The organism is Nonomuraea sp. NPDC003727 (genome assembly GCF_053586935.1).
In genome coordinates, this window is sequence record NZ_JBSFNE010000016.1 from 33,623 (window position 1) to 48,845 (window position 15,223).

The window sequence follows — 15,223 nt, forward strand, 5'->3', positions numbered from 1 at the left end:
AGACCCCGTTCCCGGTGGCCCCTCCCTTCACAGTGAGACCCCGGAGCCCCCTCGCCCCCCGGACGGCTTCGAACCCGTCTGACCCCCTTCCCCCGCCAGAAAGGCCACCATGGCACTGCCCCGCCCCCCGCTGGCACGCCGGACAGGCGTCCTGCTGACCGCGCTCACCGCGCTCGCCGGCGTGCTGACCACCGGACCGGCGACCGCCGCGACGCCCGGCACCCCCGCCCCCTCCCCCGCCGCTCCCGCCGCCCCCGCGCAGGCCGCCAAGGACGTCACCCTGTCCGGGGTGCGCGCCCAGAAGGTCGTCGTCACGCTGATCACGGGCGACAAGGTCCAGCTCACCCGGTCCGCCGCCGGCCAGTACCGCGTCGAGCCGGCCCCCGGCACGCGCCAGGACGGCCGCCGGATCAACCTGTTCACCCAGTTCACCCCGGACGGCGTTTTCGTGCTGCCGGACGACGCGGTCGCCGCCGTCCAGGAGGGGCTGGTGGACAGGCGGCTGTTCGACGTCAAGTACCTGGCCGAGAACGGCTACTCCGACGACGTCGCCAAGCGGCTGCCGGTCATCGTGCAATACCCGAGCGACCAGACCGAGGCCGCGGTCAAGCGCTCGGCCGCCGCCGTCCCCGCCAGCGACCCCACCCGGACGTTGGAGAGCATCCACGCCTCCGCCCTCGACGTCACCAAGGCCCAGGCGGGCACGTTCTGGGAGGCCGTACGCGGCGCGCGGACCGCCGGGCAGGGCCTGGCCAAGGCACCCGGCACGCTGCGCGGCGGCATCGCCAGGCTCTGGCTGGACGCCAAGGTCAAGGCCGACCTGGACGTCAGCGTCCCCATGATCGGCGCCCACCAGGCGTGGGAGCGCGGCCAGGACGGGACCGGCGTCAAGATCGCCGTCCTGGACACCGGCGCCGATACCGGCCACCCCGACCTGGCCGGGAAGATCGCCGACAGCAAGTCGTTCGTCCCCGACCTGCCCGTCCAGGATGGGCACGGGCACGGCACGCACGTCGCCTCGACCATCGCCGGCACCGGCGCGGCCTCGGGCGGCAGGTACAAGGGCGTTGCCCCCGGCGCGCAGCTCGTCGTCGGCAAGGTGCTCGACAACACCGGCTCCGGCCAGGAGTCGTGGATCATCGAGGGCATGGAGTGGGCTGCGCGCAGCGGCGCCAAGGCCGTCAGCATGAGCCTCGGCGGCCCGCCCAGCGACGGTACCGACCCGCTCAGCCAGGCCGTGAACGACCTGACCGCCGAGACCGGCACGCTGTTCGTGGTCGCCGCGGGCAACCTGTACGAGACGGAGACGATCAGCATGCCCGGCGCGGCCGACGCCGCGCTGACCGTGGCCGCGGTGGACAAGAAGGACCAGCTCGCCGCGTTCTCCAGCCGCGGGCCGCGCCCCGGCGGCGGGCTCAAGCCTGACATCGCCGCGCCCGGCGTGGACATCGTGGCCGCGCGGGCGGCCGGCACCGCCATGGGCTCCCCGGTGGACGAGCACTACACCGGCGCCTCGGGCACCTCCATGGCCACGCCGCACGTGGCCGGCGCCGTCGCGATCCTGGCCCAGCAGCACCCGGACTGGACGGGCCGGCAGCTCAAGACCGCCCTGATGTCCACCTCCAAGGACGACGGCTTCACGGTCTACGAGCAGGGCGCCGGCCGGGTGGACCTGGACCGCGCGACCCGGCATCAGGTGTTCGCCGACAGCGGCGGCGTGGACTTCGGCCTGCTGGAGGGCGGCAGCGCGCCGAAGACCGGCCAGATCTCCTACCGCAACCTGGGCGACCAGCCCGTCACGCTCACGCTGAAGGCCGCGATGAGCGGCGGTGCGAAGCCGGTCCTCGCCGACGCGACGCTGACCGTCCCCGCCGGCGGCACGGCCGGCACCACTGTCACCCTCGACCCGGCCGAGCTCGCCGTCGGGACCTACAGCGGGGCCGTGACGGCCGAGGCCGACGGCGTGCGGCTCACCACGCCGCTCGGCGCGGTACGTGACGTCCCCACGTACGACCTGACCATCCGCACCCTGGACCGGGACGGCAGGCCGCGCACCCCGACGGCCATGAGCGTGCTCGACGTCGAGGGCACCAAGGGCGAACTCGGCCCCAGCCGCATCGACGACGAGGGCCTGGTCGTCACCCGGGTCCCGGCGGGCACCGTCAGCCTGCTGCAGGTGCTCGACTGGGTGGACGGCGACGACCGCGCCAACCGGGCCTGGCTGTTCGAGCCCGAGCTGACCATCACCGGCGACACCGAAATCACCCTCGACGCCCGCAAGGCCACCGAGATCAGCTTCAGCGCCCCGAAGACCGCGCAGCCGCTGAACAACACCTACGACGTCTTCTTCCAGCGCACCCTGCCGAACGGCAAGGTCTTCGGCGGCACGCTCCTGGCGGGCCGCCCGCTCGGCGGATGGGAGAAGGTGTGGGCGCTGCCGACCAAGAAGGTCACCAAGGGCGGCTTCCGCTTCACCGGCCAGTGGGAGCTGGGCGTGCCCGAGGTCACCATGACCATGCGCACGCCCAGGCGCACGACCCTGCACCCGGTCTCCCGGGTCCACACGATCGACGCGGGCGAGATACACCCCGGGTACGTCCCGTTCGAGGGCACCAAGGACCTGCGGGTGGTCGACGCCGGCAAGGGCCGTCCCGAGGACCTCGCGGGCAAGGACCTGCGCGGCGCGCTCGTGCTGATCGACGCCGAGCCCGCCGAGGGGATCTTCGGGACGGCGTGCGGCCTGCAGATCGAGCGCGTGGACCCGATCAGGGACGCGGGCGCCGCCGGCGTCCTGGCCTTCAACGAGCGGGCCTCCGCCTGCCCGATCCCATTGCAGATCACGCAGAAGCCGTTCAGCGGGCCGTTCAAGCCGGTCAACATCCCCGTGGCCTACGTCTCCAACGCCGAAGGCACGAAGATCCGCCAGGAGGCCGGTCGCGGCCCGGTGACCATCCGGGTCGAGGGCACGCCGAACACGCCGTACTCCTACGTGTTCAAGCCGTACGTCGACGGGCGCGTCCCGGACTCGATGCGGTACGAGGTGACCGAGCGCCAGTTGCACCGGGTCGATTTCGATATGCACGCCGGGCCGTACACGAAGTACATGAACTGGCGCAGCACGTGGAAGACCGACGACATCTCCTACGCGGTGACCAACACCAACATCCTGCAATGGGCCTACCCCATGCCGGAGCGCAGGTCGCAGTGGGTCTGGCCGCTCGACCCCAAGATCGTGAGCGAGGCGGGCATGTCCGCTCTCGTCACGTCCGAACCCGGCGCGGAGGTCCAGGAGACCCGATACCGCGCCGACGTCTTCGACCGGCCGGGCAGCACCCGCCAGCAGTGGTTCGCCACCCCGAGCACGCCGGGCGCCTCGACGGCCTCCGACAAGCTGTACGCGCTCGGCGGCGACCCGGACGCGGCCCCGCTCCAGCAGCTCGTCATCGGGGTGCCGTGCGCGATCTGCATGCACGACGGCAACCTGTGGGTGACGCCGTCCATGGTCAGCGGGGTCGGGGAACGGCGCGACGACGGCGTCGCGTTCGGCGACCTGGCGCCCCAGTACGACCTGCACCTGTACCGCGACGGCAAGGAGATCCCGAACGCCCCTCTGCCGGGGTTCGACACGCTGCCGCGCTACCCTCTGCCCAAGGAGCAGGGCGTCTACCGGCTGACGGCCAAGAACGACCTGCAGGACATCGAGTGGACGTTCACCGCGCCGCCGGCCAAGGAGCAGCTGAGGCCGGGCTCCAACTGTTACGCCTGGTTCGTGGACGGGCTGGTCGAGCAGTGCCGCACCACCCCGGCGGTCTACGTCAGCTACGACCTCGGTGACAGCCTGTCCGCCGCGAACACCGTCGCGGCCGGGCGCAGGCACACGTTCGAGCTGGAGGCCTACCACGGGCCGTCGGCGGCGAAGATGCCGGCGATCTCGGGCGTGCGGCTGTGGACCAGCACCGACGACGGCGCCACCTGGCAGCCCGCCGACCTCAAGCGGAGCCGGGATGGCGTCTACACCGCCGGCGCGAGGTACCCGGCCTACCGCGCCACCAAGGGCGCGGTGAGCCTGAAGGTGGAGGCGTGGGACGCGGCGGGCAACCGCGTCAGGCAGACCACCCTCCGCGCGTTCAACCTCCGCTGACCGAGGGGACCGCGGCCACCCGCCCGGCGGCCGCGGTCACCAGCCCAGCGTGACGGGCGATCCGCAAGAATCTGGGTTGTCAAGAACAACGAGACCGGGAAAGTGATCTCGGTCGGCCGAAATAGCAGTAGCAAGAAGAAGCGGTAGACGCTGAAGGCCTGGCCGCCCCGCGGGCACCGCCGCCCCGCGCCCTCGCAGAGCCGGTCGTCACCGTCCGCCGAGGGCGCGCCAGACCAGGGCCGCGGTACGTTCCGGCCAGCGCGGCGGCGGGGTGGACTCGGCCAGCGCGCGGCCGTACCAGCTTCCCGTGCACATGGTGACGGCGACCTCCAGGTCGGCGTCCGCGTCGATGAGGCCGCCGTCCTTGGCAGCCTGGAGGATGGCCAGGAGGCGGCGTCGTCGCGGGGCCACCACGCGGGCCCTGTAGCGGGCCAGGACCTCGGGCTGCGTCGTGTCCTGGAGCATGCTGCCGACGAGCGAGAGCCTGCCTGGCCTGGAGACCCCGCGCTCGAAGTCGGCGAGTTCGGCCACCAGGGCGGTGTAGGGATCGCGCGGCGGGCTCGTTTCCTCCTCCTCGGCCATGCTCGCGACCGCCGCGGCGGCGAGCTCGGCCTTGCCCGGCCAGCGGCGGTACAGGGCTGGACGGGTGGTGCCGGCCTCCTGGGCGACGGCGGCCAGCGACATGCGCTCGTATCCGTACACCGACAGATGCCGTCGGGCGACGGCCAGGATCCGGTCGTCGATGGAGGAGTCCCGCGCTCGTCCGATCCTTCGTGTCATGATCCAGCCCCTAGTTTCATTACAATGCTGTAATGTAATGAAAGTTCGTCTCGCACCACAGTACTGAAGAGGTTCTATCGTGGTCATCGAGTACATCCGATACACCGTTCCATCCGACCGGGCCGGGGAGTTCGAGCAGGCGTACAAGACGGCGTCGAGCGTCCTCGACGCCGACCCGCACTGCCTGGCCTACGAGATCGCCCGCGGCGTCGAGGAGCCCGAGCACTACACCGTCCGCATCGAATGGGACTCGGTCGAGGGGCACGAGCAGGGCTTTCGCCGCAGCGCCCGGTTCGGGGAGTTCTTCACCGCGGTCAAGCCCTTCTTCTCGCAGATCGAGGAGATGAAGCACTACACCGCGCTGTTCGGGGCACGATGAGCACGGCCGCCCTGCTGGCGCGGGCGCGCCTGCTCAACCGCGACCTGGCGCCCGGCGAGCCGCTGGCCGAGACGGTGATCCGGCCCCTCGCCGCCGCCGTCGAGGAAGCCGCGACGGGACCGGACCGGGAGTCCATGGCGGGGCTCGAGGTCGGGACGGAGCCGGAGGTCACCGAGACCGGCTCGCCCGCCGAGCGGCTGTGGGAACTGGCCAAGGACGCCACGCGGCTGCGCGCCCGGCCAGGAGCTCCTGAGGGCCTGATCGAGGCCACGGCCGCGTTACAGCACCTGGCCTGCCTGTTCGCGGAGGACGCCGCGGCCATGGCGGCCAGGATCGAGGAACTGGCCAACCTCCAAGGCGATCTGGAGACACGGATCGACGTCGCGGTCGACGGGCCGTACCTGGTCACCAATCCCACGAAGATCACCAACTGGCTGGGCGAGCCCATCCAGACGTTCCCGCAGATGGCCCTGTGCCGATGCGGCGCCTCCGCCGTCAAGCCGCTGTGCGACGGCAGCCACGCCCGCATCGGGTTCAAGGGCGACAAGGATCCCGCCCGGGTGCCCGACCGGCAGGAGTCCTACGAGGGCGTGCAGGTCACCGTGCTCGACAACCGCGGCATCTGCGCCCACTCGGGCTTCTGCACCGACCGGCTGCCCACCGTGTTCCGGGTTGGTGAGGAGCCGTTCGTGGCGCCCAGCGGCGGCAGGGCCGACGAGATCGTCCGCGCCGTACGGGCCTGCCCGTCGGGCGCGCTGGGACAGGCGATCGACGGCGGGACGGCTCCCGTCCCACGACGCGAGCCCGCGATCGAGGTGTCCAAGGACGGCCCGTACCGGATCACCGGCGGCATCCCGCTCGACGGCGACGACTCCAGGGAGCACTACAGCCTCTGCCGGTGCGGCCACTCGCGGAACAAGCCGATCTGCAGCGGCATGCACTACCACGTCGGTTTCGCCGACCCGCCGCTCTCCGAGGAGCCCACGCTGTTCGAGTGGGCCGGCGGGCTGCCCGCCCTGACGCGGATGACCCGCATCTTCTACGAGAAGTACGTGCCGCATGACGACCTGCTCGGGCCGCTGTTCGCCCGGATGTCGCCGGACCATCCCCAGCGTGTCGCCGCCTGGCTCGCCGAGACCTTCGGCGGCCCCAAGCTCTACACGGAGCAGTACGGCGGCTACGACCACATGGTCGCCGAGCACGCGGGCAAGGCGCTGACCGAACAGTGGCGATCCCGCTGGGCGCAGCTCATCAGCCGGGCCGCCGACGACGCGGGGCTGCCCACCGATCCCGAGTTCCGTGCCGCGTTCGCCGCCTACATCGAATGGGGCTCCAGGATCGCGCTGGAGAACTCGCAGCCCGGCGCGACACCGCCCCCGCACATGCCGGTACCGCAATGGTGGTGGGTGTGCGAGGCCAGACCGGGTTCGCGCGTCTCCGCGCTGGCCCCGCCCGTCGAGAGGACGGAGGTGCACCTTCCCGCATCGGACGAGCCGGTCGGCTTCGCCGACCACATCAAGCCGCTGTTCCGCGAGATGGACCGCAGATCGATGAGCTTCGTCTTCGACCTGTGGTCCCACGAAGACGTCGTACGGCACGCCGACGCCATCCTGGCCCGGCTCCGCAAGGGCAGCATGCCCTGCGACGGCGCCTGGCCCGCCGAGCACGTCGACCTGTTCGCCCGCTGGATCGCCGAGGGCCATGCGCCCTGATCGGCGCCGCGTTCCGGCGGGGCCCGCGGAGAGGCGCCACCGGAATCCGGCAGGCACGGGCCGCGCCCGCACCGGGTGGAGTACGCGATCGACGGCCGGCCCACGTTCTCCGTGCCGCTGGAGGAGATCCTCATCCCGCTGCGAGAACACGCGGCGGGGCCTGCGGATGCCCACCGACTGGGACGTCCCCGGAAACATGGGATCGCCCACGGAGGAGATGATCGCGACGGCTCTCGCCGCCATCGCCCGGCTCGTCGGCAGGGAGCTCGATGACGAGTGGCCGGAGACGCCCCACGTCCGGCATCTGATCCGCCGCCGGCCGTGAACAGGACGGAGATCGCGACGCCGTACCGCGTGGCGGCCGCCGACCGCGCCCTACGGGTCATGCGGGGCGGTCGCCGTTGCGGGCCTTGATCGCGAACATGACCGGAGCCGGGCTGCCGCCTTCCGCGAAGCGGTCGAGCGTCAGGCCCGCGTCGAGGAAGGCGTGCAGCAGCTCCGGCAGCGGACGGTGCGTGGCACCGACCTTGTCCCGCACCCCCTGGTCCGTCCACGACGCCTTGGTCCAGTGCCCGTCGAGGTAGCCGGGACGGATCACCACCGCCTCCGGGTCGCCGCGATCGGCGAACCCGCCGCAGAAGCAGGGGTGCACGCCGACGTGCACGAACACGCCACCGGGTTGGAGGATCCTGGCGACCTCGCGCAGCACCGCCGGATACCCCGGCATGTCGGTGTGGACCATCATGGCGATGACCGCCGGCACGGCGCCGTCGCGTATCGGCAGCCGCTCGGCGTCGGCGAGCGCGACCGGCAGCCGAGCCCTCGCGTGCCGCAACATCCCCGCGGACAGGTCGAGGCCCACCGGTGTCCAGCCGAGCTCGCGCACCGCGGCGGCGTGCACACCGGTGCCGCACCCCACCTCGACGCACACCCCGCCGCCCGGCCCGAGCAGATCGCGCAGCGCGCGGCCGAGTCCCAGCGGATCATCCTGCTGCCTGGCCAGGAACTCCGATTCGTACCAGTCGGCGATCTCGTCGTACGCTGCTCTGGGCGCCATGATCCGAGTTTGTGCCGGCGATCGGGCGGAGTCGAGGCGACTTCGTCCAGCGCTGAATCGCCTTTGTGGGCCGACATCGAGCGGCCGCTGCCGAGGCGGGGTGTGCGGTGGGGCCCGGTCGGGTGACCAGCCGGTCGATCACCAGTGCAGCTGTCCGGATCTTGACGCGGCAGAACACAGCGGCAGGGCTGCGCCGGCGGCCGACATGGCACCTGCCACGGTCAGTCCCGGTCGTGGTGGCACACGGCTTCCAGCATGATCCCGAAGGGGTCGAGCCAGAAGGTCGCGTAGTAGGGCGGCGGGTACTCGGGGAAGTGCCGTGGCTCGTGCAGCACCGTGGCGCCGAGCCCGACCGCGCGGGCGTGCACCGCGTCCACGGCCGACCGGGTCTTCACCATGAAGGCGATGTGCTGAAGTCCGGTCCTGTGCCGCGAGTAGTCGCCGTCCCCGAGAGCCCGATAGACGAACAGGTACGTGCCGCGCTTGCCGTCGGCCGGGCGGTAGGAGAACTCGTCGGCGGCGCTGAAGAACTCCTCGAAGCCCACCAGCGGCATGATCTCGTCGTAGTACGCCTTCGCTGTCGGAAGGTCCGGCACGTTGATCCCGATGTGACCGATCACCTGGAGATCGTCCCACGCCCTCCCCCAGGATTCCTCCACCAGCCGGCCGTACGTCAGCGACCACGCCGACCATGCGCCCGGCCGACGTGGCCGCGTCAGTGATGCCGCAAGATCAGGCCGGCCTCGTCGCCGTCGACGGTGAGCCGGGCCGTACCCCCGATCGGGAACGTGGCCAAGGGGTAGGTGTGGCCCACGTCGAGGTTGGCGAGCACGGGGACGCCCGCCAGCGACGGCTGGCCGGCGACGATCTGTTCCAGCAGCGGGCGGGTCATGTTGCTGGCTTTCTGGAAGCGCCCTATCGCCAGCCCCCGGATGCCGGCGGCGTCGGGAAGCTGAAGGAGTGAGGTCAGGTCCCTGGCGAAGGTCGCCGGATGCGATTCGAAGTCGTCCTCGACGATCAGGATCGCGCCGTCGAGCGAGGGCATGGAGGGAGTGCCCTGCAGCAGGTTGAGGGTGCAGAGGTTGCCGCCGACGATTCTTCCCTCGGCGGTGCCCGACCGGATCGGCCACCACCCCTCGTTGGGGATCAGGTCACGCTTGTCCTGGTCGAGGAACCACAGATCGTCGCTCCACTCGGCTGCCGGGGTCAGGGTGACCGGAGCGCCGCCGAACACCACGTCGGTGAACCACTGCAAGGTCTGCTCGAAGTGATCGCGCATCCCGAACGTCGACCAGTGCGGCCCCGAGTAGGTGACCAGACCCGTCCGGGCCAGGATGGCGTTCTGCAGGGCTGTGATGTCGGAGTATCCGCACAGGATCTTCGGGTTGGCGCGGATCAGTTCCCAGTCCAGGAAGGGCAGGAGCTCGTTGCAGTTGTAGCCGCCGATCACCGTCATGATCGCTGCGACCGAGGGGTCCGCGAACGCCTCGTGCAGATCGGCGACCCGAGAGGCGATGCCGGAGGAGTCGAAGGCGTCCCGTTCGTCGACATGGCGACCGTAGGACAGCGTCAGGCCGAGATCGGCGAAGCGGGCTTCGATGATGTCGGTGTGGTCGTGCTCCGTCACCAACGCGCGGGACCTGGCCGGTGCCACCACTCGTATGACGTCGCCTCTGTTCAGCTTGGGCGGGAAGATTGCGTCCATTGCCGGAAGCGTAACCGCCTTGCTCGATCAAGTCCGGTCGGCCGGGGCCGGCTCGGTGAGGTGAGGCGAGGAGATGCGAGGCGAGGCCGACCGTGACGCCGCAGGCCAGACCCGCCCCCCAGGCCGGGCACCGGCTGCGCGAGCATGGCTCGTCCCGGCGCCGCGCGTACACGCCGGCGGTCCTACGGGGCTTCACGCAGCCTGCCGTCTTCCAGGTGGAGGCAGTGGTCGGCGCGGAACGCGGCCGCGAGGTCGTGGGTGGCCTGGACGACCGTGATACCGGAGGCGGCCACCTCGGCGATGACGCCGGCGATGCGCCGCTGGGCCGCGGCGTCGAGTCCCGACTCGGGCTCGTCGAGGAGGAGCAGGTCGGGCTCCTGCGCCAAGCCCTGGGCGACGAGCACCCGCTGCCGCTGACCGCCCGACAGCTCGCCGAGCGGACGCCTGGCCAGGTCGAGCACGTCCAGCCTGGCCATGCAGTCGTCGACGACCGCCCAGTCGTGACGTGACAGGCGCCGCCAGGGACCACGGTGGCTCCAGCGTCCCATCGCCACGGTCTCGCGCACGGTGATCGGCAGGGTGTCGGAGACGGCGCTGCGCTGCACGACGAAGCCGATCCGGCGGCTGGCGTGCTCGATCGAGCCCGCTGAAGGCTTGACGACTCCGGCCAGTACGGCAAGCAGCGTCGACTTGCCTGAGCCGTTCTGCCCGACGACGGCTGTCACGGCGGCGCCGGGCAGGTTCGCCGTGATCTCGTGCAGCACCGTCCGGCGCCGGTAGCCGGCACTGAGTGCGCGCAGGGCGACTGCCACATCAACCTCCTTGAAATCGATAACGGTTTTCATTGTAGGGTGTGGCGCCATGGAATACCTCCTTGTTCCGTTTGAGGTGGCTTTCGTGCGTCATGCCCTGTGGGCCGGAGTCCTGGTCTCGTCGATCTGCGCGCTGGCCGGCACCTGGGTGGTGTTACGCGGCATGGCCTTCCTGGGCGACGCGATGTCGCACGGCATGCTGCCCGGCGTGGCGCTCGCCTCGCTGACCGGCGGCAACCTGCTGGCGGGCGCCGCGCTCAGCGCGGGCGCGATGGCGCTGGGAGTGACGGTGTTGAGCAGGTCGCCGCGCCTGTCCCAGGACACGAGCATCGGACTGCTGTTCGCCGGCATGCTCGCCCTGGGAGTGATCATCGTCTCGCACGCCGAGTCCTTCGCCGTCGACCTCACCGCGTTCCTGTTCGGCGACGTCCTGGCGGTCAGGGCACAGGACCTGCGGCTGCTCGCGGCCGCGTTGGCGATCGCCGTCGCGCTCGCCGTGCTGGGGCACCGCTGCTTCGTCGCGCTGGCCTTCGACCCGCGCAAGGCGTCCACGCTGGGTCTGCGCCCACGCCTGTCGCAGGCGTTGCTGATCGGGCTGGTGACGCTGGCCATCGTGGCCTCCTTCCACGTGGTCGGGACCCTGCTGGTGTTCGGCCTGCTCGTCGCGCCGCCCGCGGCCATGGCGCTGTGGGCGCGACGCATCCCGGTGATCATGCTGGGCGCGGCGCTGATCGGTGCCCTGGCCACGGTGTGCGGGCTCGTGCTCTCGTGGCACCTGGGCACCGCGGCGGGCGCCACGATCGCCGCCGTGGCCGTGGCCCTGTTCTTCGCATCGGCGCTGGCCTCGAGCCTGCGTCCAGGGCTCCCCGCGCGCCCGCGTCCGGGGCGGTCGGCATGAGGCGGCAGGCGGCGACGCCGTCCGCCGGCCGCACACCCGGGTCCACGACATCCGGCGCGCCCGCACTCCAGGCAGGCCGCGGCCGCGCGTCCGGGCGCGGAGAAGGCGGTGGAGGAGGCCGTGCAGGAGGCCGTGCAGGAGGCCGCGGAGGAGGCCGTGGAGGAGGCCGTGGAGGAGGCAGGGAGGTGTTCGTCGCGCTGGCCGTGATCGCGGTGGCCGGTTGCGCCGGGCACACCGTGCGCGAGGAGACGCACGAGGCGGTGCCGCACGGGTACGTCGCAGGCGCCGAGGAGAGCGCCGAGGCGCAGTCGCGGCTGGTGCTGGCCGACAGCGGCACGGGCGGCGTGCGCGTCCTCGACCTGATCACCGGCGAGGTCGAGAGTCTCGGCACCGTCAAGGACGTCGAGGCGATCACCGGGGACGGCCGCTTCGCCTACCTGTCCACGTCGGCGGCCACGCACATCGTGGACAGCGGCGCCTGGACCGTGGACCACGGCGACCACGTCCACTACTACCGGGCGCGGCCACGGCTGGTCGGAACCGTCTCCGGAGGCGGACAGCCGGCCGCCGCCGGTGACACCGCCGTCACCGCGCTGTCCTTCGCCGACGGCGCCGCGCTCGTTCTCGACCGCGCCCGCCTGGAGAAGGGCGAGGTGACGCACACGAGCCAGGCCGGTGCTGTGCTGGCGGTGCCGTACGCGGAGCGGCTGCTGGTCGCGCGGGGCGACGCGGTCGAGGTGCGCCGCCGGGACGGCGCGCCCGTCGCCAGGCTGGCCGAGCCGTGCCGCGAGCCACGAGGGCACGCGGTGACGCGACGCGGGGCGGTGTTCGGCTGCGCGGACGGCGCCCTGCTGATCAGCGGGAACGTCACAGGGAAGGGTGGCTTCACCGCTGAGAAGATCGGGTACCCGGCGAAGGCGCCGCGCGCCACCGCGTTCAGTCACCGGCCGGGCAGTACGACGCTTGCCGCGCGGGCCGGCACCAAGGGGACCTGGCTGCTCGACGTCTCCGCGAAGGCGTGGAAGCTCCTCGAGACCGGCCCGATGGTGGCGGTCAACACGGCAGGGGCGGGCTCGCCGGTGCTGACGCTCGACGCCGGTGGCGTGCTGCACGCCTTCGATCCGGGATCCGGCAAGCGGGTCGCGAGCACCAAGCCGCTGAGCGGCGGCGGAGGCGGGTCCATCCAGGTGGACACCACCCGCGCCTACGTCAACGACCCGGCCGGGCGGGCCGTGCACGAGATCGACTACAACGACCGCCTGCGCCGCGCCCGCACCTTCACCCTCGACTTCCGTCCGACGCACATGGTGGAGACCGGCCGATGACCAGGATTCCCCTGTTCGCCACGCTCGTGGCGCTGGTCGCCGTGCTCCTGACGGGCTGCGACGGCGGCGCGCGCTCGGGCGTCGTCGTCACCACGAACATCCTCGGCGACGTCACCCGCCAGATCGTCGGCGCCGAGGCCACGGTGAGCGTGCTGATGAGGCCGGACGCCGACCCGCACTCCTTCGGCGTTTCGGCGCGGCAGGCCGCGCGGATCGAGCGGGCGGCTTTGCTCGTCTACAACGGTCTCGGCCTGGAGGAAGGCGTGCTGCGCCACGTCCAGGCGGCGCGTGAAGCCGGGGTGCCGTCGCTGGCCGTGGGCGAGCGCGTCGACCCGCTCCGTTACCGGGCCGACGGCCAGTCCGGGCGGCTCGACCCGCACTTCTGGACCGACCCCCGCCGGATGGCCAGGGCCGTCGACCTGATCGCCGAGCGAGTCATCGCGGAGGTCGAGGGCGTCGACGCCTCCGCTGTACGCGCGAACGCGGCCGCTTACCGCAGGCAACTGGAGGAACTCGACGCCTGGATGGCGGCCCGGTTCGCGGCCATCCCGTCCGAGCGGCGAAAGCTGGTCACCAACCATCACGTCTTCGGCTATTTCGCCGAGCGCTACGGCTTCACCGTCGTCGGCGCCGTGATCCCCAGCGGCACCACGCTCGCCTCCCCCAGCGCCTCCGACCTGAAGTCGCTGTCCGACGCGGTCCGCGCGGCCGGTGTGCCCGCGGTCTTCGCCGACTCCTCGCAACCCGACCGCCTGGCCCGGGTCATGGCCGAGCAGGCCGGGCTGCGGGTGCGGATCGTCGAGCTGGTCTCCGAGTCCCTCACCGACGCCCAAGGAGGCGCCCCCACGTACACGCAGATGATGCGCGCCAACGCCACAGCCATCGCCGACGCTCTCACTCACTGAAGGAAGACATGCGAATCACGATCCCCGCCCTGCTCACCGCCGGCCTCCTGCTGTCGGCCTGCGCGGCGCGGCCGGCCGCCGCGCCGGTGGCCGCGCCCGCATCGGCCACCCCCACGCCGCCCGGCCCGGCGCTGACCGTGGCCGACCCGCTGGTCGTCACCTTCGACGGCGGCCTGCACGTGCTCGACGGGCAGACGCTCGAGCTCGCCAGGACCATCCCGTTGCCGGGCTTCAACCGTGTGAACCCGGCGGGTGACGGTCGCCACGTGCTCGTCTCGACGGCCACCGGGTTCCGCGTGCTCGACGCGGTCTCCGCGGAGCTGACGCCGGACGAGTTCGCGGGCGCCAAGCCAGGCCACGTCGTCCGGCACGCGGGCCGTACCGTGCTGTTCTCCGACGGGACCGGGCAGGTCATCAGCTTCGACCCGCGGCGGCTCGGCGACGGCCTGCCGCCGAGCAGCGTGTACAAGGCGGCGGCCCCGCACCACGGCGTCGCCATCGAGCTGGAGAACGGCGAGCTCGTGGTCACGCTCGGCACGGAGGAGAAGCGGCTCGGCATTCTCGTCCTCGACCGCGGGCGCAAGGAGATCGCCCGCAGCGAGGACTGCCCTGGCGTGCACGGCGAGGCCACGGCCGAGAACGAGGCCGTGGTGATCGGCTGCGAGGACGGCGTGCTGCTGTACAAGGACGGCAAGATCACCAAGATCGCCGGCCCGGACGAGTACGGCAGGATCGGCAACCAGGCGGGCTCCGACACCTCGCCGATCGTGCTGGGCGACTACAAGAAGGACCGCGACGCCGAGCTGGAACGGCCGGAGCAGGTCTCGCTGATCGACACCGAGAAGGGCGCGCTGAAGCTGGTGCCGCTCGGCACCAGCTACACGTTCAGGTCGCTGGCCCGCGGCCCGGAGGGCGAGGCGCTGGTGCTCGGCACCGACGGAGCCGTGCACGTGATCGACCCGGTCAAGGGCACGGTCGTGGAGAAGGTCAAGGTCATGGGCGCGTGGACGGAGCCGCTGGAGTGGCAGCAGCCCCGTCCGGCCATCCACGTGCGGGGCGGCACCGCCTACGTGAGCGAGCCCGCGGCCAGGCGGCTGCACGCCATCGACCTTCCCACGCGCAAGGTCGTCAGGTCGGTGACGCTCCCTGACGCCCCGAACGAGCTGGCCGCCGGCTGCGTCGACCCGCAGGGCTGCTGACTGCTCCTACTCCCGTCGGGCTGAGGTGGTCGAGCGCTGATGCCGCCTTCTGATGTCGTAGGGGGTGCCGGCGCAGATGCGGTGGACCGGAGAAGGCCACCGCCGGTCCCGCACTGGTCGTCGCGTCGCCGTACGACCAGTGCAGGAAATGCCTGTGGGAGACCTGTCGGCCAAGGTATACGGGGTCGGCGAGCAGCCCATTCCGCGGCTTCCGGCTCACGTTGCTCGCGGAAGAATTCGTCGTGGTCCACGGTCATGCCCGCCGGTGGGACTTCATCGCCCTCGGTGACGGCAGCTACCGCCGGTTCCT

Annotated in this window: 13 protein-coding genes; 8 read left to right on the top strand and 5 right to left on the bottom strand. The window is 71.7% G+C overall.

The window, feature by feature from the left end; genetic code table 11:
* Window positions 1–109: 109 nt before the first annotated feature.
* The gene (locus ACWDLG_RS34095) at window positions 110–4,141 is read left to right on the top strand and encodes a S8 family serine peptidase (RefSeq protein WP_449928083.1); all 4,032 of its coding nucleotides are present in this window, start codon (window positions 110–112) and stop codon (window positions 4,139–4,141) included.
* 207 nt (window positions 4,142–4,348) lie between these two features.
* On the opposite strand, the gene ACWDLG_RS34100 is transcribed toward ACWDLG_RS34095, so the two are convergent.
* Window positions 4,349–4,921, bottom strand: a complete 573-nt coding sequence (locus ACWDLG_RS34100) for a TetR/AcrR family transcriptional regulator (RefSeq protein WP_449928085.1) — start codon at window positions 4,919–4,921, stop codon at window positions 4,349–4,351.
* 79 nt (window positions 4,922–5,000) lie between these two features.
* Between ACWDLG_RS34100 and ACWDLG_RS34105 the strand changes: the two genes are divergently transcribed.
* The 3 genes from ACWDLG_RS34105 to ACWDLG_RS34115 all read left to right on the top strand — a co-directional run bounded on the left by ACWDLG_RS34105 (window position 5,001) and on the right by ACWDLG_RS34115 (window position 7,337).
* Window positions 5,001–5,300, top strand: coding sequence for an antibiotic biosynthesis monooxygenase family protein (locus ACWDLG_RS34105; RefSeq protein ID WP_354912669.1), 300 nt, complete (start codon window positions 5,001–5,003; stop codon window positions 5,298–5,300).
* The gene (locus ACWDLG_RS34110; protein ID WP_449928087.1) at window positions 5,297–7,012 is read left to right on the top strand and encodes a CDGSH iron-sulfur domain-containing protein; all 1,716 of its coding nucleotides are present in this window, start codon (window positions 5,297–5,299) and stop codon (window positions 7,010–7,012) included. Before ACWDLG_RS34105 ends, ACWDLG_RS34110 begins: the two co-directional genes overlap by 4 nt.
* 166 nt (window positions 7,013–7,178) lie before the next feature.
* Window positions 7,179–7,337, top strand: a complete 159-nt coding sequence (locus tag ACWDLG_RS34115) for a hypothetical protein (RefSeq protein ID WP_449928089.1) — start codon at window positions 7,179–7,181, stop codon at window positions 7,335–7,337.
* Window positions 7,338–7,394: 57 nt separating this feature from the next.
* Here the strand turns inward: ACWDLG_RS34115 and ACWDLG_RS34120 are convergent, their stop codons facing one another.
* The 4 genes from ACWDLG_RS34120 to aztA all read right to left on the bottom strand — a co-directional run bounded on the left by ACWDLG_RS34120 (window position 7,395) and on the right by aztA (window position 10,586).
* Entirely contained in the window at window positions 7,395–8,069 is a 675-nt protein-coding gene (locus tag ACWDLG_RS34120; protein WP_449928091.1) for a class I SAM-dependent methyltransferase, read from the bottom strand.
* Window positions 8,070–8,290: 221 nt separating this feature from the next.
* Window positions 8,291–8,689 (bottom strand): VOC family protein, encoded by a 399-nt coding sequence (locus tag ACWDLG_RS34125; protein ID WP_449928093.1) that lies wholly within the window; start codon window positions 8,687–8,689, stop codon window positions 8,291–8,293.
* A gap of 95 nt (window positions 8,690–8,784) precedes the next feature.
* Entirely contained in the window at window positions 8,785–9,774 is a 990-nt protein-coding gene (locus tag ACWDLG_RS34130; protein ID WP_449928095.1) for a S66 peptidase family protein, read from the bottom strand.
* A gap of 182 nt (window positions 9,775–9,956) precedes the next feature.
* On the bottom strand, window positions 9,957–10,586 hold the full coding sequence (gene aztA, locus ACWDLG_RS34135) for a zinc ABC transporter ATP-binding protein AztA (RefSeq protein ID WP_449928097.1): 630 nt from the start codon (window positions 10,584–10,586) through the stop codon (window positions 9,957–9,959).
* A gap of 49 nt (window positions 10,587–10,635) precedes the next feature.
* Here aztA and aztB point away from each other — a divergent pair, with 49 nt between their 5' ends.
* The 4 genes from aztB (at window position 10,636) to aztD (ending at window position 14,913) form a co-directional block, all read left to right on the top strand.
* Window positions 10,636–11,484, top strand: a complete 849-nt coding sequence (gene aztB / locus ACWDLG_RS34140) for a zinc ABC transporter permease AztB (protein ID WP_449928099.1) — start codon at window positions 10,636–10,638, stop codon at window positions 11,482–11,484.
* 185 nt (window positions 11,485–11,669) lie between these two features.
* Window positions 11,670–12,809, top strand: coding sequence for a hypothetical protein (locus tag ACWDLG_RS34145; RefSeq protein WP_449928101.1), 1,140 nt, complete (start codon window positions 11,670–11,672; stop codon window positions 12,807–12,809).
* Complete coding sequence (gene aztC, locus ACWDLG_RS34150; protein ID WP_449928103.1) at window positions 12,806–13,714, top strand: zinc ABC transporter substrate-binding protein AztC; 909 nt, start codon at window positions 12,806–12,808, stop codon at window positions 13,712–13,714. The genes ACWDLG_RS34145 and aztC overlap by 4 nt, the downstream gene beginning before the upstream one ends.
* Window positions 13,715–13,722: 8 nt before the next feature.
* On the top strand, window positions 13,723–14,913 hold the full coding sequence (gene aztD / locus ACWDLG_RS34155) for a zinc metallochaperone AztD (RefSeq protein WP_449928105.1): 1,191 nt from the start codon (window positions 13,723–13,725) through the stop codon (window positions 14,911–14,913).
* Window positions 14,914–15,223 lie beyond the last annotated feature (310 nt).